Below are 22,175 nucleotides of genomic sequence, written 5' to 3' on the forward strand. Positions count from 1 at the left end.
CCCGGTGGCGGCGTCGGGCGCGCGGGGTTTTCCGGGCGACGGGGACGGGCGGTGAGGCCCGCCGACGGGGACGGGCAGGCCGGTCAGTCGGCTGCGGGGGCCGGGTGCCAGGGGCGGTCGGGGCGGGTCCGGACCGGGGCGGACGTGAGGCGCAGCGCGTACACCTCGCGGTCGGTGGCCTCGTACGGGACCCGGCCGAGGTACTCGTGGCCGGTCAGGTGACACCAGGCGGGGAGGTCGAGCGGGGCGGCGGGGTCGGTGGTGTGGATGTGGACCACCGCGCCGGCGGGGAGGTGCGCGATCCGGGCGCGCAGCCGGAGCAGGAGCTGGACGCAGAGCAGGCCGGTGCCGTCGACGGTGAGGTCGGGGGCGGCGGTGTCGGGTGCGCTCATCGAGAGGTCTCCTGGGTGACGCGCCAGAGGCGGCGGGGCAGGTCGCCCTCCTCGAAGGGGTGGACCTCGGTCAGGCTCCAGCCCTCGCCGGCGAGCGAGTCGACCAGCTCGCGGGGGAAGAAGTGGACGGCGAAGCCGCCGTGCTCCCAGACGTCGTCCCCGTGGCCGGTACCGGCGCCGTAGTGGGCGTCGCCGGTGTGACGGACGGTGTAGACGAAGGTGCCGCCCGGGCGCAGAACCCGGCGGACCTCGGCGACGAGCGCCTCGATCTCCTCGGTGGAGAGGGCCATGCAGAGCAGCATGTGGGCGAAGACCCCGTCGACGGAGGCATCGGGGAGGGGCAGCGGGTCGCGGACGTCGTGGGTGAGGACCGAGAGCCGGTCGGCCAGGCCCTGCTCCGCCGCGGCGGAACGCAGTTGCCGCAGGCCGGTCGGGCTGAAGTCGGCGGCCGCCACGCGGAAGCCCGCCCGGGCGAAGTGCAGTGCGTCGCGTCCGTGGCCGGCGCCGAGTTCCAGCACGTCCCGCGCCCCGGCGGCGGTGAACACCTCGGCCGCGTACTCGGCCGGGGCGGAGGGCTGCTCGCCGTACATTCCCGGGTTGGCGCTGTAGGTCCGCTGCCAGTGGTCGCGTTGGGCCTCGGCGAGGCCGCGCTCCAGGCCGGGCCCGGTGCCGGGGGTGTCGGTCATGGTGCCGCCCTTCGCGGGGTGGGGTGGTTTGGGTGGTGCCACCGGTGCGGGTGGTGCGGGTGGTGCCACCGGTGCAGGTGGTGCGGGACCAGCCTAGGACGTGGGGGTGCGCGGTGGGTGGGGCAGGGGTAGCCGGTGCGGGCCCGCGGTGGGGCGGGCGGATCGGCGGGTCAGCCGAGGCGCTGGCCGGGGGCGGTGCCGCCGAGGCGGGTGAGCAGGGCGGACAGCAGACCGAGGTCCTCGGCGCTCCACTGTTCGGCCGCGAAGTGGTCGGCGGCCACTTGGCGGGCGGTGTGCAGCATCTCGGCGAGCCGCTCACGGCCGGTCGGGGTGAGCGCGGCGTAGGCGACCCGGGCGTCACGGGCAGCGGCCTCGCGGCTGACCAGGCTGATCCGCTCCAGCGGCGCGAGGCCACGGGTCACGCCGGAGGCGGTGAGCCCGAGGGCCTCGGCGAGGTCGACCCGGCGCATCCGGCCGCCGGGGGCCTGGGAGAGGTGGAGCAGCATGGTGAAGTCGGCCAGGCTGACGCCGTGCAGGCCGCTGAGACTCGCGTCGAAGCGCTTGACCACGGCGGTCTGGGCGCGGACGAGCCGCAGGGCGGTGTCCAGCGGATCGGGGCCGGGGGCCGTTGTGGTGCGGGCGGGCTCGGTCTGCTCGGTCCGGTACGAGTGATCTGTCATTGCCACCTCCTTGACTGCTCAAGTATATCGCGAGGGGGAGCCGTCAAGGAGGTGGCGCAGGGGGAGGGGGTCGGGTCAGTGCGCGGTGCCGGCGGCGCGGCGCTGACGCTTGCCGAGCGGCGCCTGGGAGAGGTCCTCGGCCTGGGAGCGGAGGTTCTTGTAGCCGTAGCCGTGTTCGTCGAGCCACTGCTGCGCCGACTGCTCGGCCCGCTCGGTGGCTTCCAGGATGTCCTCCTCGGCCTCGCCCTCGTCGAGGAAGCGGAAGGTGAAGGCGGCCCGCGCGGAGAGGTCGTAGCTCAGGTGGCCCTCGCGGGTGAAGGCGGCCCGCAGCACGTCGTGCTCGGGGGCGGCGGCGAGCAGTTCGGCGCGCTGTTCGTCGGTGAGGCCGTCGAAGACGCCGCGCACCATGATGCGGAAGGTTCGAGTGGTCATCCCCCGACCATAGGCACTACGGGCCGCCGACCGCCAACACGATTCCGGGGCCGGGGCCTGCGCAGCCGGAGGCGCGGCGGCGGACGAGGTCGCGGTGCTGTCGGAGTCGGCTCCTTTCACTGTCGGGACGGAGGGCCGTCGCGGGCTGGTCAGGTCGGGGCGGGCTCTCAGCTCGGGGTGAGGGCTTCGGCGAGCCCGTCCGCGTAGCGGATGAGCCGGTCGAGTTCGGGGCCGCCCCGGGCACGCCGGAAGCCGCTGCGCTGGCCCTGGAAGGCGGCCTGGACGGCGTGGAGTTGGGCCCAGCGGCGGGTGCGTTCGCGGTCGAGCTCGGCGGCTTCGGCGAAGACGTCGAGTGCACGGAGGGCCGTGCGGCGCAGGTCCGTCGAGCCGAGCAGCGTCAGGGCGTGGACCTTGAGCAGGGTGCCGCCGTCGTAGGCCCTGTCCCCTGCGTAGCCCTTGGTTGGCGATTGTTCAGGTGCGGCTCGGTGGTGCGGAGGTGGAGAGTGCGCTCGCGGAACATGGTGGGGGCCTCCTTTCGCGGTGGCCCGGATGGCCGCCGTCGTGGTGCCTCCAAGACTGGTCGTCGGGGCCCGGTTCGCGCATGTGCCGATCGGCAGAATCCTGCCGGAAGACGGCCGGGCCTCCCCTGCCGATCGGCAGGGGAGGCCCGGGGAGTGGGCAAGGGGAGGGGCTACACCCGCGCCGGGAGCCGGGTGCAGACCGCCCCCGCCATCAGGGGGGCGGGCTCGGCGCCCAGGGTGGCGAGGGTGAAGGCGGTGGTCAGAGCGCTGATGTCGCGGGACTCGCGGATCAGGAGGTGGTTGGCGCCGGGGGCTTCGTACCGCGCGAGGTCCGGCACGACCGGCCGGGCGCGCAGCGCGTACTCCAGGGACTGGGTGGCGCCGGCGGAGCTGTGGTCCCCGGTGCCGTGGACGATCAGCACTCGCCGGCCGGCCAGCTGGTCGACCGGGTCGCCGCTGGGCAGCCAGGGCGCGATCCCGGCGACGCCGACCACCGACGGGTGCCCGGCGCACCAGAACGCGGCCCGCCCGCCCAGCGAGTTGCCGATCAGCACGACGGGTGCGCCCGGATGCAGCCGGGCGAGTTCGTCGAGCGCCCAGCGGGTGTCGACGGCGGTGTCGGCGTCGGCGCCGTTCCAGCCGCCGTGGCGGTAGCGCAGCAGGTGCACCGCGAGCCCGTGCGCCCGGCCGCGGTCGGTGAGCTCCGTGGCGAGGTCCCGCAGGCCGAGCTCGGCGACCTTCAGTGGTGCGCGCCGGCTGCGGATGAACCCTCCCGGCAGCAGCAGGGCGACGCCGTTGACCGGCCCCTCTCCCTGCCACGGGGTCAGCTCTGCGGTGCGCGGACGCTGCGCTCGGAACACGCGAAATCCCTCCTGATGTGTACAGGCGGATTCTACGGTTGCGAGGACGGGTCACTGTGCGCCAGTAAGGACCACAGCACCCAGCCGGAGATTCGGCTGCGCACCACCATGACCTTCGCCCAGCGGGCGCCGAGCGGCGAGGTCCAGGTGTCCACCACCTCGACCCGGTCACCCGAACGGGCGAGTCCGACGACGGTCTCCTCGCCGAAGTGGTCGACCCGGACGTTGGCGGCGGTGGCCGACACCTCCCACCAGCCCGCACCGGGCTCGGGCGGCAGGTCGGTGCCCGCCGTGACGGCCGCCGGGACGAGCAGGATGCCGAGCGCGACCACGGCGGCCGTCGCACGGCCGATCACTGCCACGGGAACCTCCGGTTGGTGTCGAACGCGGGCAAGGGCGATGGCGTCGGGATCGAGGACGGCATGTACGGCAGAACGAGCCGACCGGGCGTGCGCGTACTGTCCGGGGCCGAGGTCTACCCGGTCGGCTCAGCCCGACGCGGAGATCGGGTGCTTCGGCCGCCCGGGCCAACTGTCGCTCCGTGGCGAAGGGTTGGCGTGCCGTGGCGGACGGCTGGCGCGCCGGCCCGCCCGTTCGGTCCGTTGCAGGTTCCGCGCGGGAGTGACCTGTCGGCGTACCTCACCGGGCTCGGCCGCGCCTGCCGGGAGCGGGCGGTCGCCGATCCCGGCTGCTGCCGCGTGATGTTCGAGCGGCCGTCGCCCGGATCCCGGCCGGGCGGCGCCCAGGAGTGGTGTTCGGTTCGGCCCCGGGGATGCGTCGCGATCCTGGCGGTCGGACCTGGTACGTGCCGGTCATAACCTGGGTTTTCCCTGCTCTTTGTTCAGGATCATGGCGCGCTCTGCGACGATCCGATGATCGTCGCCCCGACGCGGTGGGCGGCGCGTCGCAGGGGAGAGACCGGCATGGCCGTTCGGCCCGAGGACAGTGTCGTCCGGGCGAGGAGGAGAGCCAGGTTCGCCTGGGACAAGGAGACCTGGATGGTGGTCTCCGGCGGGGTGCTGGGGGCGATGTTCGCGAGCATGGGCCTGGCGGTGCTGTTCGGCCCGGCGAACGGGTTCGGCGGCGACAGCCTCGCGTTCATGGGGATCATCAGCATCCTCGGGCTGATGCCCTGCGGCGCGGGCTTCGTCTGGGCGCTGATCCACCCCAGGGCCGGGTTCCCCTCGGCCGCCGTCGGCGCGCTGTTGGGGATCGGGATCTTCGTCGGCTTCGCCGGTGACGGCCTCAACGACTCCTGGAAGGCGCCGCTCGACCGGCCGTCCACGATCCGCGCGGTGGGCAGCTGGACCAGCGGGGACCTGGTGGTGCGGGTCCGGCCGGACCTGGTGGTGGCGTACCGCCGCGCCACCGGGGCCGTCGCCTGGCACTGGGCCCCGCCCGGGGAGGACACGGTGTGCGCGATGAGCCGGGGCACCGGGCCCGACGGGGCGGGCCGCGGCGGCGCCCTCGGCCTGATCGGCCACGCGCCGCACGACAAGCCGTGCTCCGACGTCACCGCCCTCGACCTCGCCGACGGCCGGCAGGGCTGGACCGCCGCCGTGGACGCGCCCGCCCGTGACGGGGACGACGCGGCGCCGGACGTGGTCGCGGTGGCCGGGCAGCAGGCCCTCCTCCAGGAGAAGGCCGGCTGGCGCGCCGTACGGCTGGCGGACGGCCGGGACCTCTGGCGCGGCGCCGCCGACCCCGGCTGCACCCCGCTGCAGGTCGCGGGCGGGCCCGCGGACGCCGTCACCGTCGCGCAGTGCGGCGACGCCGCGCCCGTGCTGCGCTCGCTGGCCCCGGCGGACGGCCGGGAGCAGCAGCGGATCGCGCTGCCCGCGGCGGGCGGGCTGAAGAACCTCGCCGTGGTGTCGGTCGACCCGCTCGCGGTCTGGGTGGACGCCCAGGCCGAGCGCGGCACCCACGCGGTGCTCAGCTACGACCGGACCGGCCGGCAGCGGGCGGCGATACCGGTCGCCGGGGACGAGTACGACCTGGACGTGATGCTGGGCGGGCTGCACGCCTTCGACGAGTTCAGTGCCCGCCCGCTGTTCGGCGGGGTGGTGGTGGGGGACCTGTTCGTCGTGCCGGGGGAGAAGCCCGGCGACATCGGCATCAGCGGCGGCCCGCACCCGAGCCGGACCGCCACCGGACGGCTGCTGGCGTACTCGCTCACGGACGGCGGCAAGCGGTGGACGGCCGGGCTGGACGACCAGGTGACCGGTCTGGTGGTGGACGGCGGCTCGGTGTGGGCGATGACCCGGGGCCGGATGACCAGGGTGGAGGCGGCGACCGGGCGGCAGAGCGCCGTGCTGGACGTCAACGACACCGCGTCGCTCTACCCGGTGGACCTGTCGGTGTCCGGCCCGGAGCGGTTCACGGTGGTCGCGGAGGACGGGACGCGGGACGAGCCGCCGGTGCGGGCGATGAGCTGACGGGGCCACGCGACGGGCGGTCACCGCACCGGAGCCGTACGGAGCTGCGCGGAGCCGCACCGCGGCCGCACGGGGCGCACGGGGCGCACAGGACCGTACGGGACCGTACGGGGCCGTACGCAGTCGCACCAGGCGGCCGGTGACGCGGGGTGACCGCGACGGGCGCAGGACCGGAGCCTTCCGGACGGTTGTGTCAGGCTGGTGGGGGAGTACCGCCGAGACCGGGAGGCTCGTGATGGCCGAGATCAGGGTGAACGGGGTGGCGCTGTACTACGAGGCCCATGGCGCGGGCCCCGGCGTCGTCCTGGTGCACGGTTCCTGGAGCGACGCGGACTCCTGGGCACGGGTGCTGCCGGGCCTGGCCGAGTCCACCACCGCGGTCGTCTACGACCGCCGGGGGCACAGCCGCAGCGAGGACCTGCTCACCCAGGGGTCGGTGCACGAGGACGCGGCCGACCTGGCCGGGCTGATCCAGGGGTTGGGCCTCGCGCCGGCCTTCGTCTACGGCGACTCCTACGGCGCACTGGTCACCCTGCGGCTCGCCGCGGCCCGGCCCGACCTGCTGCGCGGGATCGCCGTGCACGAGCCGCCGGGCACCGGCATCCTGCTCGCCGACCCGGACCTGCGACCGATCGGCACCGACTTCTCCGGCCGGATCGCCGCCGTCCGGGAGCTGCTGGAGCAGGCCGAGTCGGCCGCCGCCGCCGAACTGTACGTGGACAGCCTCGCCTTCGGCCCCGGCGCCTGGGAACAGCTGCCCGCGCCGGTGCGGCACACGTACGTCCGCAACGCGGCCACCTACCTCGACGAGTTGCGCGACCCGGACGCGTTGGACCTCGACCTCGCCGGGCTCTCCCGGTTCGGCGAACCGGCGCTGCTGACCCAGAGCGACGACAGCCCACCGATGTTCGGCGAGGTCCTGGACCTGATCGACCTCGCCCTGCCCAAGGCGGAACGCCATCTGTACCAGGGCGCGGGGCACGCCCCGCACCTGGCGCAACCGGAGGAGTGGGTGCGGGTGGTGCTGCCGCGGGCGCTGGGCTGAGGAGGCCGCCTTCCGTCCTCCATCGGTGTGCATTCCCGCTCCGGGGATTCGCTCCCGGGCGAATCCGTCGATGACCGCTCGCGTTGGAAGTCGCCCGGGGCGCAGGCTGCTTCCATGACCGTGTCAGCCCGGACGCGGTGCGAGCGGAAGGACGAACATGACGAGCACGCGCGCCCGCGTCGCCGCCCTGCTGGGCGCCGTCGCGGTGGTCGCCGGCACCACCCTGGCCACCCCCTCGGTCGGCTTCGCCGCCCCGGCGGACCAGGCCCGCCCCGGCGGCGGCATCGCCGGACAGGCACCCTGCCCGAACGCGCCCGAGTTCACCTGCGGGACCCTCACCGTCCCGCTCGACCACAGCGGCGCCACCCCCGGGAGCCTCGACCTCGCGGTGGCCGTCGCCGGCAACACCACGGCGCCCAAGGGCGACCTGCTGTTCCTCACCGGCGGCCCCGGCCAGCCCGGCGTCCCGCTGATGAAACGGATCGCCGGCAAGCTGGAGCCCGTCCTCAAGGACTACCGCCTGGTGATGTACGACCAGCGCGGCACCGGCGCCCACGCGCTCCAGTGCCCGGGCCTCCAGGAGGACATGGGCTCCTCCGACCTCGCCGTGCCGCGCAGGCAGTCGATCGCCGACTGCGCCGCCGCCCTCGGCCCCGAGGCCCGGTTCTACAGCACCGCGGACACCGTCGCCGACATCGACCTGCTGCGCCGCGCCCTCGGCGACCGGCGCCTCACCCTGGACGGCGTCTCCTACGGCACCTTCGTCGCCGAGCGGTACGCGCTCGCCCACCCCTCGCACGTGGCCCGGCTGGTGCTCGACTCGGTGGTGCCGCAGCAGGGGGACGACCCCCTCGACCTGGCCGCGCTGCCCGCCACCGCCCGGGTCCTGCGGGCCGCCTGCCAGGCCACCGGCTGCAGCACCGACCCGGCCGCCGACCTCGCCACCGTCGTGCGGCGGTACGGCGGCGGGGCGCAGATCCTGGACGCCCTCACCAGCTACGAGTTCACCGACCCGAACTACGGCGGGGTTCCCGAGGTGCTGCACGAGGCCGCCGCCGGGCAGCCGGCCAAGCTCCAGGCCTTCGTCAAGGCCGTCCACCAGGGCGACGCCGCCCCGGCCGAGGCGCTCAGCCAGGGCCTGCACGCCGCCACCCTCTGCGCCGACTCGCACTTCCCGTGGGGCACCACGGACACCCCGGTCGAGGGGCGGGCGGCCGCGCTGGAGCGCACCCGGCAGCGGCTGACGGCCGTGCAGACCTGGCCGTACGACCCGGCGACCGCGACCGGGCTCGGCAGCCAACTGGTCTGCCTGGACTGGCCGCGCGAGCCCGTACCGCCGTCCCCGCCGGCGCACCGCAAGCTGCCGAACGTGCCGGTGCTGCTGCTCGGCGGCGACCGGGACCTCTCCACGCCCAACGAGTGGCTCTACCAGCAGGCGGAGCTGACGCACGACCCGCAGATCGTGATCGTCCCGGGGGCGGCGCACTCCGTGCAGAACCGGGCGGCGAACCCGGCCGGACGGCAGGCGGTGTACGACTTCCTGCTGAAGTAGCGGGCACCCGGACGGAGGGCCGTTCCGCACAGGGGACGGAACGGCCCGCCGCCGCGAGCCCGAAGAGCGGCCCGCCGCCGGTTCGAGGACCGGCCCTACCGTCCGGCGGCGCCCCAGCCGTCGTCGGGGAGCGAGCGGTCCGGCTCGGGGCAGTCGACGTGCTCGAAGCCCCACAGCACCGCCTTGTACAGCACCCACTCCGGAAGCGGCGGCTGGTCGTAGCCGTCGCGGTCGGTGAGCACCAGCTCCACCCGGACCTCCTCGGCCGGCGAGAACTCCAGGTTCCGCTGGCCCGGGAGGTTCTCGTACGTCACCGTCCGCCAGCCGTGGCCGGTGGCGGTCAGCGCCGCCATCAGGTCGGCCTCGCCGACGTGGGTGTCGAGCGTCACCGAACCGCCGTCCGGCAGCGGGAGGTCGAGCTCGCCGTGCCAGACCGGCAGGGACAGCGAGCGGAGCCGGCGGCAGCGGCAGAACACCGTCTGGACGTCGCCCCAGCCGAAGGCGTGCGGCCAGCGGTCGCCGCGGTGGATGCCGCCGCCGTCCCACGGATCGCCGTAGCGGGCGGCGAGTTCGGGCAGCGAGGCGCCGTAGCGCAGCTCGCCGAGGCCGCCGGTGGTGGCCAGAGCGGTGACGAGCGGGAGGAAGCCGGTCAGCCCAGGCACCCGCGCACCGCCTCGATCAGGCGGTTCGCCCGGGCGTCGCCGTGACCGATCATCCGGTTGGCGACGTAGCCGAAGCCGACGCCGAACTCGTCGTCCCCGAAGGCGAACTGGCCGCCGGCGCCGTCGTTGCCGAAGCTGCGCGCCCCGAGCAGCGGGCGGAAGGCGGGGGAGTCGAGCAGCAGGCCGGAGCCCCAGCGGGCACCCATGTCGAAGCCCAGGAAGCCCGCGCCGGAGGAGACTTCGCGCACCGCGTCGGACACGGTGTCGTGCGCGAGCAGGCGGGGCGAGCCGTCCAGGCCGGTGGCCGCCGCCGCGTAGAGGCCCGCCAGGCCGGTGGCGGAGGCGACGGCGCCCGCGCCGGGCAGCTCGATCGCGTGCAGGGCCGGGTCGTTCCAGCCGTGCGGCACGTCCAGGCCGGGGAAGACCAGCGCGCCGTTCATGGTGACGATCCGGGTGAGCAGGTGCTCGGGGCCGGGCATCGGGCGGCGGCCCTCGGCCTCCACCAGCCGGGCCAGGCGCGGGAGTTCGCTCTCCGGAAGGCCGATCCAGACGGGCAGCCCGAGCGGCTCGGCGATCTCCTTGCGCAGGAACGCGCCCGGCGTCAGCCCGGTGATCCGGCGGATCACCTCGCCGACCGCGAAGCCGAACACGTGGCCGTGGTACTCATGGGTCGTGCCCGGCTCCCAGAGCGGCTGCTGCGCCTCGACCGCCCGGATCACCGGATCCCAGGCGGCGACCTCCTCGAAGGAGAGCACCGCGTCCAGCGCCGGGAGGCCGGCGCGGTGGCCGAGGATCATCCGGGTGGTGACGGCCTCCTTGCCGTGGCGGGCGAACTCCGGCCAGTAGCGGGCGACCGGCGCGTCCAGGTCGAGCCGGCCCTGCTGGGCGAGCAGGTGCGCGCAGATGCTCACCGGGCCCTTGGCGCAGGAGAACACCGGGACGACGGTGTCCTGCGTCCAGGCCCGGCCGGTGCGGTCGTCGGCCGTGCCGCCCCACAACTCGACCACCTTCCGGCCACCCGCGAACACGGTGACGGCGGCGCCCAGTTCGGGGAACTCGGCGAAGTTGGCGGCGAAGACGTCCGCGACGGCGCCGAAGCGCTCGTCGGCCCAGCCGTGGTGCTGCTTCATGGTGTGGTGCCCCGTTCTGTCCTCAAGATCCACCGAACCACGCTACGGGAGCCGGGCGGTCGTGACGAGGGAATTTCACCAGGCCGGGACCGCTGGGGCGGATGTGGCACACTCGCCCGGTGAAACGGGGCAGCAACCGGGTGGACCGCGAGGAACTGACGGCGCTCTGGGAGCGGCGGTGGCCCGGAGTGGAGCCCGTCGGGTACGAGATCGGCACCCGGACGCGGGACGTCTGGGTGCGCTTCCACAGCCTGCCGCAGTCCAAGCGGTACCCCGACGACGAGCGCGAGTACGCGATCGTCCTGGAGCGCCACAACACCGTGCTGGACGAGCTGTTCGCCGGTTCCGAGGTGTACGTCCTCACACCGCGGTGGAGCGGCCGGACGAGCGTGCCCCGGATGCGCCGGGACGCGAAGCACTGGCGCACGTGGCTCCAGGCGGACGACCCGGCGCCGGAGTTCCGCACCTATTGCCACGTGTTCGTGGAGCGGCGCCGGTGGCGGCGCGGCGAGCTGGACCGGCTGCTGCGCCGGGTCGCCGACGAGCGGGAGGGCGGGGTGATCGTCACCGACACCGGCATGCGGCGGCTCTACCACCCGTACGACGGCGGCGCGGACGTCTACCTGACCACGGCGGAGGAGCGCGACCGGCTGAAGGAGCGGCATGCCGACTGGCTCTCGCGGCACCCCGGCGGTTGGTGAGGGCGCTCCCGGCCGGCGCGCTCCCGGCCGGTGCGGGCCCGGCTCGCGCGAGGGCTTGCCGCCGTCCGGGTTCTCCCCACAGAGTGTCCGGAGCGCGTTGACGATCACGCGCCCCGGCAGTCCGGCTGCCGCAGTGAGCGAGGGAGCGAGCCCATGGCCGTCAGTCTGAGCAAGGTCGAGCAGAGTGCGCCCGCCTTGGTGAGCCTCTACAAGACGGCCGGCGCCTCGGTGGAACGGCGCGGGCTGAGCGGTCAGCGCCTCGCGGTGTACCTGGTGATCGACTACTCCGGCTCGATGAGGCCCTACTACAAGGACGGCAGCGTCCAGGCACTCGCCGACCGGGTCCTGGGCCTGTCCGCCCACCTGGACGACGACGGGAGCGTGCCGGTCGTCTTCTTCTCCACCGAGGTCGACGCCCAGGCCGAGATAGCCCTGGCCGACCACGAGGGCTGGATCGACCGGATCGTCGCGAGCCTCGGCCACATGGGCAAGACCAGCTACCACCTGGCGATGGAGGCGGTGGTCCGGCACTACCGCGCGAGCGGCTCCACGGCGCCGGCCCTCGTCCTGTTCCAGACGGACGGCGGGCCGATCAACAAGAGGGCGGCGGAGGTGGGCCTGTGCGAGGCGGCGAAGCTGCCGATCTTCTGGCAGTTCATCGGCTTCGGTGACCCGGGCAGCCGGCAGTTCGACTTCCTGCGCAAGCTCACCGGGCTCGCGGTTCCGGAGATGCGCCCCATCGACAACGCGGGCTTCGTTCACCTGGGGCGTGATCCCCGGAAGGTGTCCGACCGGGACCTGTACGACCTGCTGCTCGCCGACGTTCCCGCCTGGCTCGCGGCGGCCCGGGCCCAGGGCATCGCGCCCCAGGGCCCGGCGGTGCGGCCGCCGGCCGGGCCGGTGGCCGAGCCGGCTCCGGAGCCGCCGCAGCGCCGGGGCCTCCGGGCCGCGCTGACGGCGTGGCTGGGGCGGCGAAGGGGCGCGTGAGCCCGGCTGCCGGGGGCCGCGCTCGGCGCCGCCGCGAGCACGGTCGCGGGATCGGTCGCGGGCTCAGTCGAGGACGGGTTCGAAGAGGGGAAGGAAGTTGATCACCGCCTCCTCGTACGGGTGGACGGCCCGGACGGCTCGCAGCACGGCGGCGGCCCGGGCCTGGTCGCAGACGGACTCCACGCGGACCTCCGGGGCCGTCTGGACGACACCCGCCGTGCCCTGGTAGGGCTGGGCGTCGGGCGAGGGCAGCCAACTGCCGGTGATGCGCCAGACGCTGGTGCAGCGGACGTACTCGCCGACCCGGCCCGCACCGGCCGTGTGGAGGGCCTCGAGGACCTGGTCGAGATGGCTCTCGGGGACCGATATCTCGATCTTCAGACGCGTCATGCCGGGACTCTAGCGAGCGCCACTGGCCTCGCCGCCCACGCGCCGAGGGGCGCGAATGCGCCTCCTCGCGCCCTCCGTGCTCCTCGGACCGTGTTTCGGCCGGATGAGCGGGGTGTCACCGCCGTCTACCGACCCGCCGGGCTGGGCAGGCTCGGGCGGACAGCACCAGTGAAGGAGTCGGATGATGACCGCAGTGCACGAATCCGTCCTCGACGCGATCGGCGGGACGCCGCTGTTCCGCCTCGCCCGGCTCGGCGCCGGGATCGCCGCGCCGATCTACGCCAAGGCGGAGTTCCTCAACATCGGCGGCAGCGTCAAGGACCGCGCCGCGCTGTCCATGATCCTGGCCGCCGAGCGGGACGGTCTGCTGAAGCCGGGTGGGACGATCATCGAGGCGACCTCCGGGAACACCGGCATCGGCCTGGCGATCGTCGGCCGGCAGCGCGGGTACCGGGTGATCGCCGGGGTGGCGGACAAGTCGGCGCCCGAGAAGGCGGACATCCTGCGGGCGTACGGCGCGGAGGTGGTGCTCGCCCCGACGGCGGTGCCGCAGGAGGACCCGAGGCACCTGTTCAAGGTGATGGAGCGGTTGACCGAGGAGATCCCCGGGGCCTGGCTCGCCAACCAGTACGACAACCTGGCCAACCCCGACGCTCATGTCCGGACCACCGGTCCCGAGATCTGGGAGCAGACCGGCGGCCGGGTGACCCACTTCGTCGCGGGCGTCGGCACCGGCGGCACCATCACGGGTACGGGCGCCCACCTGAAGGAGGTGTCCGGCGGCTCGGTGACGGTGGTCGGCGCGGACCCGGAGTCCTCCTCGTACGGGGGCGGGGACGGCAGCCCGTGGTACGTCGAGAGCATCGGGCACTACCTGCACCCGCAGACCGTCGAGGACCGCTGGCCGCAGGCCTACCGGTCGGAGGTGGTCGACTCCTACGAGCGGATCCCGGACCGCGAGTCGCTGCTGACGGCACGCCGGCTCGCGCGCGAGGAGGGCCTCCTGGCCGGGCCGTCCTCCGGGACGGCGGTGGCGGCCGCGCTGCGGGTGGCGCGGGAGCTGGGCCCGGACGACCTGGTGGTCGTGCTGCTGCCGGACTCGGGACGCTCCTACCTGTCCAAGGTGCACAGTGACGCCTGGATGCGGGGGTGGGGGTTCCTGGAGGACGCGGACGGGCTGCGGCCGCTGCTGGAGGCCGCCCGCCCGCTGGTGACGGTCGACGCCGACGCGACCGTCGGCGAGGCGGTGGAGGCGGTGCGGGAGGCACCGGGCGGCGTCGCCCCGGCGGTGCTGGCGCGGGCGGAGCGCCCGTTCGGGGTGAGCGCGACCGAGGTGGTCGGCTCGGTGTCCCGGGAGGTGCTGACGGCGGCGCTCGCGGACGGCGCGGCCAAGCCGGGCGACCCGCTGGGCGCGCTGCTCGGCCCGGCGCTGCCGACGGTCGGCGTCGGGCAGTCGGCGGCCGAGGCCCGGGCGGCGCTGACGGGCGGCCGGCCGGCGGTGCTGGTGCTGGTGGACGGCCGGGTGGCGGGGTTGCTCCCCAGGGAGGACCTCGCTGGCTGACGGTTCGTCAGGACGACGGAGCGGGGTTGCTTGCCGGGGCCCTGCGGGAGACTGGGCGTCAGGGTGGCGGGGCCGCTGCCCGGGGGCTCTCGCGGGATGACTGGTGTATCAGTTGTCGTCCGTCGGCGTCAGGATGGCGGGGATCACCCGGGCCAGGGCGCGCTCGAACGCCCGGTCCGGGTCGGCCGGCGGCCCTGCGGCGGCGAAGGCCTGTGCCAGGTGCGGGTACTCGCCGCTCGCCGCCGCCCGGCCGAGGTAACCGGCCAGCTCGGCCTGCCACTTGGCGCCGGCTGCCGCCGTCCGCTCGTACTGTGCGAACTGGCCGATGAAGCCGTTGAACAGGGCCATCGCCTCCAGTCGGGAGCCCCCGTCGAGGCCGGTGGGGGCGGTGATGGCGAGGAAGCGGTCGGTGTAGCGCAGGGCGTTGGGGCCGATGCCCGGGCGGGCCAGCACCAGTGCGGGCAGCCACGGGTGGCGGCGGCAGATGTCGAGCTGCTGGTGGGCGAGGTCGGCGAGGTCGGCCCGGACGTCGCCGCTCGGCGCGGGCGGGAAGCGGTACTCGGCGGCGACCGCGTCGAGCATCAGGTCGAGCAGGTGCTCCTTCTTCGGCACGTAGTTGTAGAGCGACATGGTGCCCGCGCCGAGTGCCGCCGCGACCCGCCGCATGGAGACCGCGTCCAGGCCCTCGGCGTCGGCGATCCCGATGGCCGCGGCGGCGATCGAGGCCCGGCTGTGGGCCGGGCGCGGGCCGCGGCCGGCGCGCTCGGGGCGCAGCCAGATCACCTCGGGGGCCTCGGGGGGCGTGGGCCTGCTCGACGGCGCGGGGCCGCTGGGCGGCGTGGGTCCGCTCGATGGCGCTGCGCTGCTCGACGGCGTGGACTCGCTGGACGGCACTGGAAGATCACCTCGGTTCCCCATCTTAGATACGTACGGCGTACGTAGTACGATGGCGCTCGCGCGCGCTTCTACGTACGCTGTACCTAGAGAAGGGCAGAGCCATGTCCGACACCACCCGACCCGCCATCGAGATGGCGGGCGTGACGAAACGCTTCGGCGCCACCGAGGCCCTGCGCGGCCTCGACCTCGCCGTCCTGGCCGGCACCGTCTGCGGCCTGCTCGGCCCCAACGGCGCCGGCAAGACCACCGCCGTGCGCGTCCTCGCCACCCTGGTCGCCCCCGACCGCGGCACCGCCAGGGTCGCCGGACACGACGTCGTCCGCGCCGCCGAGGAGGTCCGGCGCGTCATCGGCCTCGCCGGGCAGCACGCCGCCGTCGACGAGGGCGTCACCGGCCGCGACAACCTCCGGCTGTTCGGCCGGCTGCACCACCTCGGTGCCCGCCGGGCCCGGGAGCGCGCCGACGAACTGCTCACCCGCTTCGGCCTCGCCGACGCCGCCGACCGGCTCGTGCGCACCTACTCCGGCGGCATGCGCCGACGCCTCGACCTCGTCGCCAGCCTGGTCACCAGCCCGTCCGTGCTCTTCCTGGACGAGCCCACCACCGGACTCGACCCGCGCAGCCGGCAGGCGATCTGGGACACCGTCAAGGAGTTGGCGGACGGCGGCACCACCGTGCTGCTCACCACCCAGTACCTGGAGGAGGCCGACCGGCTCGCCGACGACATCGTGGTGGTCGACCACGGCGCCGCCATCGCCACCGGCCCGCCCGACCGCCTCAAGGCCGCGATCGGCAGCCAGGTCGCCGTCACCCTGGCCGATCCGGCGCAACTCGCCTCCACCGCCGTGGTGTTGTCCTCGATGACCGGCGGCGACGCGCGGGTGGACGTCGCCGAGCGGACCGTCACGGTGCTGACGATGCCCGGAGTGTCCGTCCTGCTGCCCTCGCTGGTAAGGGAGTTGGACGGCGCCGGGGTCGTCGCCGAGGACGTCGCGGTGCGGAGGCCCTCACTGGACGACGTGTTCCTCGCGCTCACCCAGGAGTCCGCGGACGCCGGGGAGTCGGCGGGCACCCGGGAGTCCGCGGACGCCGGGAGGGCCGCCTGATGGCCGTCGTGTACGCCGCCGCGGCGCGGCCCTCCGCCCTCGGCCGACTCGCCTCCGGCACCTGGACCTCGATGCTCCGCGTCCTGCTCAACTACCGCCACTCGCCCGGGCTGTTGGCCGCCTCGCTGGGCGTCCCGGTGGTGATGGTGGTGGTCTTCGGGTACGTCCTCGGCAGCGCCATGCGGGTGCCCGGGGGCGGCGACTACCGGGAGTTCCTGATGCCCGGCCTGTTCGCCATGGTGGCCACCAACGGCGTCATGCCCACCATGGTCGGCGCCGCCCGCGACGTCGGGCGCGGGGTCACCGACCGGCTGCGCTCCATGCCCGTCTCCCGCACCGGACTGCTGCTCGGGCAGACCCTCGCCGACCTGCTGGTCAGCGTGGTCGTCCTGGCGCTGCTGGCCGGGGTCGGGCTCGCCGCCGGCTGGCGCGCCCGGCACGGACTCGCCGACGCGGCAGGGGCGTTCGCCCTGCTGTTGCTCTTCCGCTTCGTGATGACCTGGGTCGGCACACTGCTCGGGCTGGCCGTCGGCAAGGAGGAGGCGGCCGGCCAGCTGTCCGTCGCGGTCTTCCCGCTGGCGATGGTCACCAATGCCTACGTGCCGACCGGCGGCATGCCCGGCTGGCTGCGGTTCCTCGCCGACTGGAACCCGGTCAGCTCCGTCGTCCAGGCCTGCCGGGAGCTGTTCGGCAACCCCTCGGCGGCCGGCACCGCCTGGCCGACGCAGCACGCGGTCCTCGCCGCGCTGCTCTGGAGTGCCGTACTGCTCGCGGCCTGCATGCCGCTCGCCGTAAGGAAGTTCGCCACCCACGGGCGGTGATCCGCCCACTGGCGGTGATCCGCCGAGTCCGGTGGAATGCGCTGGACACCGGGGCCGGTGCGACGGAAGGTGGGCGCCATGGAGTACACCCACCTCGGCCGCACCGGCCTGACCGTCTCCCGCCTCTGCCTCGGCACCATGAACTTCGGCCCCCACACCGAGGAGGCCGAGGCCCACCGCCTCATGGACACCGCCCACGAGCGCGGCATCAACTTCTTCGACACCGCCAACAGTTACGGCCGCGACAGCGAGGGCCGGCTGCGGGGCCGCACGGAGGAGATCATCGGCCGCTGGTTCGCCAAGGGCGGCGGCCGCCGCGAGCGCACCGTCCTCGCCACCAAGGCCTACGCCGACATGAGCGACTGGCCCAACGAGGGCAAGCTCTCCGCGCTCGCCATCCGCAAGGCCGTCGAGGCCAGCCTGCGCCGCCTCCAGACCGACCACATCGACCTGTACCAGATGCACCACATCGACCGGGCCACGCCGTGGGAGGAGATCTGGCAGGCGATGGAGGTCCTGGTCGCCCAGGGCAAGATCATCTACGTCGGCTCCAGCAACTTCGCCGGCTGGCACATCGCCCAGGCCCAGGAGGCCGCCCGGTCCAGGAACTTCCTCGGCCTGGTCAGCGAGCAGTCCCTCTACAACCTGCTCGACCGGACGATCGAGCTCGAGGTCATCCCCGCCCTGCAGCACTACGGCCTCGGGCTGATCCCGTGGTCCCCGCTGCGCAGCGGCCTGCTCGGCGGCGTCCTGCGCAAGGAACGCGAGGGCACCCGCGACCGCAGCGCCATGCCGTACGTCAGTGGACTCCTCGCCAAGCACCGCGACCGCATCCAGGCCTACGAGGACTTCGCCGACGAACTCGGCGCCGACCCCGCCGCCCTCGCCCTCGCCTGGCTCCTCTCCCGCCCCGCCGTCACCGCCCCGATCGTCGGCCCCCGCACCCCGGCCCACCTCGACGCCGCCATCGGCGCGCTCGACCTCGAGCTCGACCGGAAGACCCTCGACCGCCTCGACGAACTCTTCCCGGGCCACAAGTCCGCCCCGGAGGACTACGCCTGGTAGGCCGCCGCACCAGGCCGGCCCCGGCCCCCGCCCTTCGCGGGGGCCGGGGCCCCGGTGCGTCCGGAGGGGCCGGCCCGGGTTCGGCACCATAGGCGGCAGTGAGTGTCAACTGCCCAGCGTAGTAGCCGAATTGTGAGGGCGGCGAGCCTTGACCGGGGCGTCCGGTGCTGATGTAGTCACCGCTTGTACGGGCAAGGGATGGGGGAGGAACAGTTGGCCTTGTTCGCCAAACCACAGCGGGGCATCACCACCGCGGCCGCCACCGGCGACACCGTGGTGCTGCTGATCGGCATGCGGATCAACCGGTTCTGGGCCGTGCACCACTGGGGCCCGGTGATGTTCGCGATGCTCCGGATGCTGTACGAGCTGCGCCGCGCCCCCGAGCGCGGCCTGCGCGGCCGCGTCCTGCTGACCGCCTCGCCGCGCACCTACTACGTCGTCCAGTACTGGGAGTCGAGGGAGAAGCTGTACGACTACGCGCACGCGCCGGACGGCTTCCACCACACCGTGTGGGGCATCGCCAACCGCAAGCTGCGGGACGGCAAGGTGCGCGGGCACGTCGGGATCTGGCACGAGACGTACATCGCGCCGCCGGGCGGGTACGAGTCGATCTACCTCGACATGCCGCTGTTCGGGCTGGCCGGCGCCACCGGCTCGCTGCCGGTGGAGGCGCGCGGGCGGCACGCGGCTCAGCGGCTGGCCTACCGGGAGCCGGAGCCGGCGCCGACACCGGAGCCGGAGTTGCAGCAGGAGCCGCAGCCGCAGTCGGAGTCGCAGCCGGTGCCCGTTCCGGGGCCTGAGTCCGGCGTCTGAGTCCGGCGGCCCCGGGAGTGTCGCGGGTCGCCCGGCCGTCGGGCCGTGAGAGCGTCGGGGGATGGTGGATCGGGGCGACGCGCGGCCGCAGGCGCCGGCGCGGTCGGTGCGGGTGGTGCACGAGGTGCCCTACCACGCGCAGTGGGAGTCGGCGGAGCTGGTGCGGGAGATCGTCGACGGGCGGCTGGACGCGTCCGCCGACCCGCGCTGGGGGCAGTCCGGTGCGGCCACCGCGGAGGAGTACGCGTGGTGGTCCTGGCGGCTGTGCGGGGTGGCCTGCCTGCGGATGGCGCTGGCGCACTGGTGGGGCATGGCCCCGGCGGCGGTGGCGCTCGCGGGCGAGTGCCTGGCGGCCGGCGCGTACCTGCGGGACGGCGACAGCCTGCACGGGCTGATCCACGCGCCGTTCGCCGCGTACGTCCGGCAGCGCTGGGGACTGGCCGCGCAGGCAAGGGAGTTGACGCCCGGGGAGGTGTCGGCCGAGGTGGCCGGCGGCGCGCTGGTGATGGTCTCGGTGCACCCGTCGATCCGGGAGCCGTACGGGCCCGAGCCGGTGCGGCGCGGCGGGCACCTGGTGCTGGCGGTGGGCGCCACGGACACGGCGCTGCTGGTCCACAACCCCTCCGGGTTCCCGGGGGAGTCGCAGGCCTTCGCGCGCGTGCCGTGGCGGTCGTTCGGCCGGTTCTACGCCGGGCGGGGGATCGTGCTCGGCCCGCCCTGTGGCGAGGCCCAGGGCCGGCTCCGGGACCCGCTCCGGGCGTGGACCGCGCCCTGCTCGCGCGGGCCGGTCGTCACTGGTTGTCCGGCAGCCCCATCGGGTTGATCGGCAGCTCGCCGCGACAGAGCGCCGAGATCGGCTTCAACGCCGCCGCCAGCCGGTCGAGTTCGGCGCGCGGGTAGTCGTTCCAGACCCGGGCGGCGGCCAGGTCGGTGGCGGCCTCCAGGGCCTGGTGGCGGGTCCGGCCGAGTTCGGTGACCGTCCCCTCGGCGGTCAGCCAGCCGCGCTCGACCAGTCGCTCGGCGGCCGCCTCCCACTCGGCGTCGGTCCACCCGCGCAGCGGCTGGATCATCTCGCGCCGCATGTCCATCGCGCAGCGGACCACCAGGGCCTCGCAGCCGTCCAGCCCGGCCGTCACCAGCGCGGCCACATGGCCGTCGCCGCGGTGCTCGCGCATCACGGTGGCGGCCTGCCAGAGCCGCTCGTACAGGCCGCTCGGGCGGGGAAGCGCGGCGTTGGCGGCGGCCAGCACCCGGCCGGCGCAGTCCAGCCGGGCGGCGGCCTGCTCCAGGGTCTCGGCGACCAGCTCGACCTGCTCCCGGTCCACGTGCTCCAGCAGCCGGCCCAGGATCGCCGCCGAGGCCTTCAGCCGGGCGGTGAGCGCCTCCTCCGGGCTCGCGTGGCCCCACACCTCCGGCAGGGCGCGTTCGACCATCGCCGGGGCGAAGTTGAAGAACGCGGCGGTCACCGGCGGGGCGTCCACCGCGCCGAGCGGGGCCGCCCGGGTGCCGAAGTAGCCGTGCAGGCGGCCGTGCAGACCGGCCTCCTCGAAGGCGGTGCGGCCCTCGGGCAGGAAGTAGGTGACGGCGTGCACCGGCTCGAAGAGCCACCACAGCGCGCGGGCGGGGTGGACGAGATCGGTCATCGGGGGACCTTCCTCGGACGGAGCCCCCGGGTGGGCCGGGGCGCTCGGCTGGTCGGGACGGCCCGGCGGGAGCCGCGGCGGGTCGTGGCCCGTTCCAGGGCTGATGACCACGGTGACGGCCCCGGTAACCCCGCGAGGGGTGTGATGACGGTCACGCGGGGGTCACCGTGTGCGGTCGGGGGCGGTGCGGCGCGGGATGATGGGACGAGGTGCCCGCTCCGGGGGTGCCCAGCCCTCGCAAGCCCTCGTACGAAGGTAGTCGGTCATGGCCCAGATCAACCCCAGCATCCTGTCCGCGGACTTCGCCCGGCTCGCCGACGAGGCCGAGGCCGTCCGGGGTTCCGACTGGCTGCACGTGGACGTCATGGACAACCACTTCGTGCCCAACCTCACCCTCGGCGTCCCGGTGGTCGAGTCCCTCGCCCGCGCCACCGACATCCCGCTCGACCTCCACCTGATGATCGAGGACCCGGACCGCTGGGCCCCGCAGTACGTCGAGGCCGGCGCCGGCTCGGTCACCTTCCACGTCGAGGCCGCCGCCGCGCCCGTCCGGCTCGCCCGCGAGATCCGCGCCAAGGGCGCCCGCGCCTCGATGGCGCTCAAGCCGGGCACCCCGATCGAGCCGTACGAGGACCTGCTGCCCGAGCTCGACATGGTGCTGATCATGACCGTCGAGCCCGGCTTCGGCGGCCAGGCCTTCCTGGACATCATGCTGCCGAAGATCCGCCGCACCCGGGAGCTGATCGCCAAGCACGACCTCGAACTGTGGCTCCAGGTGGACGGCGGCGTCGCGGCGAGCACGATCGAGCGCTGCGCGGAGGCCGGCGCGGACGTGTTCGTGGCCGGCTCGGCGGTGTACGGGGCCGAGGACCCGGCCGCGGCGGTGCGCAACCTGCGGGAGCGCGCCGACAAGGCGTCGGCCGAGGCCTGGTGGGCCTGCGGGCACTGAGCCTGCGGCCGTCCGGCGGCCCCCCGCCCTTTGCGGGCGGGGGGCCGCCGGATGGCCGGGCACGGGTGGAGGAACGTCGCATCGTGACGCATGATCGGTGACGATGCCCCCGGGGGCCCGCCCGGCCCCTCTCCGTACGGTGGTGGAACCGCGACGAGCAACCTCTACCTCCAGCCCACCCCGACCGCCTGCGGCCGCGAGGCCGGCATCGGGCCGATGAGGGATCTGCTGACGGCTCGTCAGTTCCCCGCGGCGGCAGCACGATGGTCCGCCGACTGCTGCCCAACCTCGGCCGCCGGATGGTCGGGGCCTGGTGCTTCGTGGACCACTACGGCCCCGCCGACATCGCCACCTCGCCGGGCACACCCACACCCCGCTGGTCGGCGCCGACCTCGCCCTCGTCGGGGACGCGGACCTCCGCCTCCCGCTCGTCCCCGACTTCGAGTACGCCGTCCTCGCCATGTCCGGCCGGGTCGACGTCGACGGCGTCCCGGGCGAGCCCGGCTCCATGCTCTACCTCGGCTGCGGCCGCCCCGACCTCCCCCTGCGGTTTGACCCTGACACGGCCGTCCTCCTCCTCGCGAGTCCTTCGACGAGAAGATCGTCTTCATCGGCCGCACCACCGAGGACATCGCCCGGGCCCGCGCCGACTGGATGGCAGGCGAGCGCTTGGGCGAGGTCCACGGCTGCGCCGGCGACCGGCTGCCCGCCCCGGAGCTGCCCGACGTGCCGCTGAAGGCCCGGGGGCGCGAGCGCTGACCCGGGGGTTCGGCCCGGCGGGGGGTGCGGTGAGCGGATCCACCGCGGTCTCCGTCCCCGCCCCGGGTGCTCACAGGGCAGGCGCATC

Annotated in this window: 23 protein-coding genes and 2 pseudogenes; 13 read left to right on the forward strand and 12 right to left on the reverse strand. The window is 74.6% G+C overall.

Translation table 11 applies throughout. The features are described from left to right. Positions 1–83: 83 nt before the first annotated feature. The 7 genes and pseudogenes from ACWDBE_RS18880 to ACWDBE_RS18910 form a co-directional block, all read right to left on the reverse strand. Positions 84–392 carry a sulfurtransferase TusA family protein gene (locus ACWDBE_RS18880; RefSeq protein WP_449789452.1) on the reverse strand — a complete coding sequence of 103 codons (309 nt, stop codon included), beginning with the start codon at positions 390–392 and terminating at the stop codon, positions 84–86. Further along, positions 389–1,078 (reverse strand): class I SAM-dependent methyltransferase, encoded by a 690-nt coding sequence (locus ACWDBE_RS18885; protein ID WP_449808572.1) that lies wholly within the window; start codon positions 1,076–1,078, stop codon positions 389–391. Before ACWDBE_RS18885 ends, ACWDBE_RS18880 begins: the two co-directional genes overlap by 4 nt. Before the next feature lie 170 nt (positions 1,079–1,248). Continuing rightward, positions 1,249–1,758: a MarR family winged helix-turn-helix transcriptional regulator gene (locus tag ACWDBE_RS18890; RefSeq protein ID WP_449808573.1), complete on the reverse strand. Its 510-nt coding sequence runs from the start codon at positions 1,756–1,758 to the stop codon at positions 1,249–1,251. A 75-nt stretch (positions 1,759–1,833) separates the two neighbouring features. After that, positions 1,834–2,190 (reverse strand): DUF6204 family protein, encoded by a 357-nt coding sequence (locus ACWDBE_RS18895; RefSeq protein WP_449789449.1) that lies wholly within the window; start codon positions 2,188–2,190, stop codon positions 1,834–1,836. A 167-nt stretch (positions 2,191–2,357) separates the two neighbouring features. Next, positions 2,358–2,648: pseudogene (locus ACWDBE_RS18900) on the reverse strand (aminoglycoside phosphotransferase family protein); the annotation flags it as partial. Positions 2,649–2,881: 233 nt separating this feature from the next. Further along, positions 2,882–3,571 (reverse strand): alpha/beta hydrolase, encoded by a 690-nt coding sequence (locus ACWDBE_RS18905; RefSeq protein ID WP_449808574.1) that lies wholly within the window; start codon positions 3,569–3,571, stop codon positions 2,882–2,884. 32 nt (positions 3,572–3,603) lie between these two features. After that, positions 3,604–3,933: a hypothetical protein gene (locus ACWDBE_RS18910; protein WP_449789447.1), complete on the reverse strand. Its 330-nt coding sequence runs from the start codon at positions 3,931–3,933 to the stop codon at positions 3,604–3,606. Between the two features lie 561 nt (positions 3,934–4,494). Here ACWDBE_RS18910 and ACWDBE_RS18915 point away from each other — a divergent pair. From ACWDBE_RS18915 to ACWDBE_RS18925, 3 genes are all read left to right on the forward strand, one after another. After that, positions 4,495–6,006 (forward strand): outer membrane protein assembly factor BamB family protein, encoded by a 1,512-nt coding sequence (locus ACWDBE_RS18915; protein WP_449789446.1) that lies wholly within the window; start codon positions 4,495–4,497, stop codon positions 6,004–6,006. 235 nt (positions 6,007–6,241) lie between these two features. Continuing rightward, positions 6,242–7,051, forward strand: a complete 810-nt coding sequence (locus tag ACWDBE_RS18920; protein ID WP_449789445.1) for an alpha/beta fold hydrolase — start codon at positions 6,242–6,244, stop codon at positions 7,049–7,051. A 157-nt stretch (positions 7,052–7,208) separates the two neighbouring features. Continuing rightward, on the forward strand, positions 7,209–8,603 hold the full coding sequence (locus ACWDBE_RS18925) for an alpha/beta fold hydrolase (RefSeq protein ID WP_449808575.1): 1,395 nt from the start codon (positions 7,209–7,211) through the stop codon (positions 8,601–8,603). Between the two features lie 95 nt (positions 8,604–8,698). On the opposite strand, the gene ACWDBE_RS18930 is transcribed toward ACWDBE_RS18925, so the two are convergent. Next, the gene (locus ACWDBE_RS18930; RefSeq protein WP_449789443.1) at positions 8,699–9,265 is read right to left on the reverse strand and encodes a hypothetical protein; all 567 of its coding nucleotides are present in this window, start codon (positions 9,263–9,265) and stop codon (positions 8,699–8,701) included. Then, positions 9,253–10,395 (reverse strand): serine hydrolase domain-containing protein, encoded by a 1,143-nt coding sequence (locus ACWDBE_RS18935; RefSeq protein ID WP_449789442.1) that lies wholly within the window; start codon positions 10,393–10,395, stop codon positions 9,253–9,255. The genes ACWDBE_RS18930 and ACWDBE_RS18935 overlap by 13 nt, the downstream gene beginning before the upstream one ends. A gap of 119 nt (positions 10,396–10,514) precedes the next feature. Here ACWDBE_RS18935 and ACWDBE_RS18940 point away from each other — a divergent pair, with 119 nt between their 5' ends. After that, positions 10,515–11,096, forward strand: coding sequence for a DUF3885 domain-containing protein (locus ACWDBE_RS18940; protein ID WP_449808576.1), 582 nt, complete (start codon positions 10,515–10,517; stop codon positions 11,094–11,096). 153 nt (positions 11,097–11,249) lie between these two features. Continuing rightward, on the forward strand, positions 11,250–12,083 hold the full coding sequence (locus ACWDBE_RS18945) for a VWA domain-containing protein (protein ID WP_449808577.1): 834 nt from the start codon (positions 11,250–11,252) through the stop codon (positions 12,081–12,083). A 63-nt stretch (positions 12,084–12,146) separates the two neighbouring features. Here ACWDBE_RS18945 and ACWDBE_RS18950 read toward each other — a convergent pair whose 3' ends face one another. After that, positions 12,147–12,473, reverse strand: a complete 327-nt coding sequence (locus ACWDBE_RS18950) for a hypothetical protein (RefSeq protein ID WP_449789439.1) — start codon at positions 12,471–12,473, stop codon at positions 12,147–12,149. A gap of 184 nt (positions 12,474–12,657) precedes the next feature. Here ACWDBE_RS18950 and ACWDBE_RS18955 point away from each other — a divergent pair, with 184 nt between their 5' ends. Then, positions 12,658–14,034 (forward strand): pyridoxal-phosphate dependent enzyme, encoded by a 1,377-nt coding sequence (locus ACWDBE_RS18955; RefSeq protein WP_449808578.1) that lies wholly within the window; start codon positions 12,658–12,660, stop codon positions 14,032–14,034. Positions 14,035–14,142: 108 nt separating this feature from the next. On the opposite strand, the gene ACWDBE_RS18960 is transcribed toward ACWDBE_RS18955, so the two are convergent. Continuing rightward, a complete protein-coding gene (locus tag ACWDBE_RS18960) occupies positions 14,143–14,817 on the reverse strand; it encodes a TetR/AcrR family transcriptional regulator C-terminal domain-containing protein (protein WP_449808579.1) in 675 nt (224 codons plus the stop codon). A 215-nt stretch (positions 14,818–15,032) separates the two neighbouring features. Between ACWDBE_RS18960 and ACWDBE_RS18965 the strand changes: the two genes are divergently transcribed. The 5 genes from ACWDBE_RS18965 (at position 15,033) to ACWDBE_RS18985 (ending at position 19,559) form a co-directional block, all read left to right on the forward strand. Further along, complete coding sequence (locus ACWDBE_RS18965) at positions 15,033–16,037, forward strand: ATP-binding cassette domain-containing protein (RefSeq protein WP_449808580.1); 1,005 nt, start codon at positions 15,033–15,035, stop codon at positions 16,035–16,037. Further along, positions 16,037–16,858, forward strand: coding sequence for an ABC transporter permease (locus tag ACWDBE_RS18970; RefSeq protein ID WP_449808581.1), 822 nt, complete (start codon positions 16,037–16,039; stop codon positions 16,856–16,858). Before ACWDBE_RS18965 ends, ACWDBE_RS18970 begins: the two co-directional genes overlap by 1 nt. Positions 16,859–16,936: 78 nt before the next feature. Next, positions 16,937–17,923: an aldo/keto reductase gene (locus ACWDBE_RS18975; RefSeq protein WP_449789434.1), complete on the forward strand. Its 987-nt coding sequence runs from the start codon at positions 16,937–16,939 to the stop codon at positions 17,921–17,923. Between the two features lie 219 nt (positions 17,924–18,142). Continuing rightward, entirely contained in the window at positions 18,143–18,736 is a 594-nt protein-coding gene (locus tag ACWDBE_RS18980; RefSeq protein WP_449808582.1) for a DUF4188 domain-containing protein, read from the forward strand. A gap of 61 nt (positions 18,737–18,797) precedes the next feature. Beyond that, a complete protein-coding gene (locus tag ACWDBE_RS18985) occupies positions 18,798–19,559 on the forward strand; it encodes a C39 family peptidase (RefSeq protein ID WP_449808583.1) in 762 nt (253 codons plus the stop codon). Here the strand turns inward: ACWDBE_RS18985 and ACWDBE_RS18990 are convergent. Continuing rightward, positions 19,528–20,379 carry an SCO6745 family protein gene (locus ACWDBE_RS18990; protein ID WP_449789431.1) on the reverse strand — a complete coding sequence of 284 codons (852 nt, stop codon included), beginning with the start codon at positions 20,377–20,379 and terminating at the stop codon, positions 19,528–19,530. The two genes, ACWDBE_RS18985 and ACWDBE_RS18990, sit on opposite strands and share 32 nt — an antisense overlap. A gap of 265 nt (positions 20,380–20,644) precedes the next feature. Here ACWDBE_RS18990 and rpe point away from each other — a divergent pair, with 265 nt between their 5' ends. Beyond that, positions 20,645–21,328, forward strand: coding sequence for a ribulose-phosphate 3-epimerase (gene rpe, locus ACWDBE_RS18995; RefSeq protein ID WP_392874914.1), 684 nt, complete (start codon positions 20,645–20,647; stop codon positions 21,326–21,328). A gap of 216 nt (positions 21,329–21,544) precedes the next feature. Continuing rightward, positions 21,545–22,087: pseudogene (locus ACWDBE_RS19000) on the forward strand (hypothetical protein). The last annotated feature ends 88 nt before the right edge of the window (positions 22,088–22,175 follow it).

It is taken from the genome of Kitasatospora sp. NPDC001132, from assembly GCF_053598415.1.

Coding starts and splice junctions, on each gene's coding strand:
- ACWDBE_RS18880 (WP_449789452.1), bottom strand. CDS start 392: ATGAGCGCACCCGACACCGCCGCCCCCGACCTCACCGTCGACGGCACC.
- ACWDBE_RS18885 (WP_449808572.1), bottom strand. CDS start 1,078: ATGACCGACACCCCCGGCACCGGGCCCGGCCTGGAGCGCGGCCTCGCC.
- ACWDBE_RS18890 (WP_449808573.1), bottom strand. CDS start 1,758: ATGACAGATCACTCGTACCGGACCGAGCAGACCGAGCCCGCCCGCACC.
- ACWDBE_RS18895 (WP_449789449.1), bottom strand. CDS start 2,190: ATGACCACTCGAACCTTCCGCATCATGGTGCGCGGCGTCTTCGACGGC.
- ACWDBE_RS18915 (WP_449789446.1), top strand. CDS start 4,495: ATGGCCGTTCGGCCCGAGGACAGTGTCGTCCGGGCGAGGAGGAGAGCC.
- ACWDBE_RS18920 (WP_449789445.1), top strand. CDS start 6,242: ATGGCCGAGATCAGGGTGAACGGGGTGGCGCTGTACTACGAGGCCCAT.
- ACWDBE_RS18925 (WP_449808575.1), top strand. CDS start 7,209: ATGACGAGCACGCGCGCCCGCGTCGCCGCCCTGCTGGGCGCCGTCGCG.
- ACWDBE_RS18935 (WP_449789442.1), bottom strand. CDS start 10,395: ATGAAGCAGCACCACGGCTGGGCCGACGAGCGCTTCGGCGCCGTCGCG.
- ACWDBE_RS18945 (WP_449808577.1), top strand. CDS start 11,250: ATGGCCGTCAGTCTGAGCAAGGTCGAGCAGAGTGCGCCCGCCTTGGTG.
- ACWDBE_RS18950 (WP_449789439.1), bottom strand. CDS start 12,473: ATGACGCGTCTGAAGATCGAGATATCGGTCCCCGAGAGCCATCTCGAC.
- ACWDBE_RS18955 (WP_449808578.1), top strand. CDS start 12,658: ATGACCGCAGTGCACGAATCCGTCCTCGACGCGATCGGCGGGACGCCG.
- ACWDBE_RS18965 (WP_449808580.1), top strand. CDS start 15,033: ATGTCCGACACCACCCGACCCGCCATCGAGATGGCGGGCGTGACGAAA.
- ACWDBE_RS18970 (WP_449808581.1), top strand. CDS start 16,037: ATGGCCGTCGTGTACGCCGCCGCGGCGCGGCCCTCCGCCCTCGGCCGA.
- ACWDBE_RS18975 (WP_449789434.1), top strand. CDS start 16,937: ATGGAGTACACCCACCTCGGCCGCACCGGCCTGACCGTCTCCCGCCTC.
- ACWDBE_RS18985 (WP_449808583.1), top strand. CDS start 18,798: ATGGTGGATCGGGGCGACGCGCGGCCGCAGGCGCCGGCGCGGTCGGTG.
- ACWDBE_RS18990 (WP_449789431.1), bottom strand. CDS start 20,379: ATGACCGATCTCGTCCACCCCGCCCGCGCGCTGTGGTGGCTCTTCGAG.
- rpe (WP_392874914.1), top strand. CDS start 20,645: ATGGCCCAGATCAACCCCAGCATCCTGTCCGCGGACTTCGCCCGGCTC.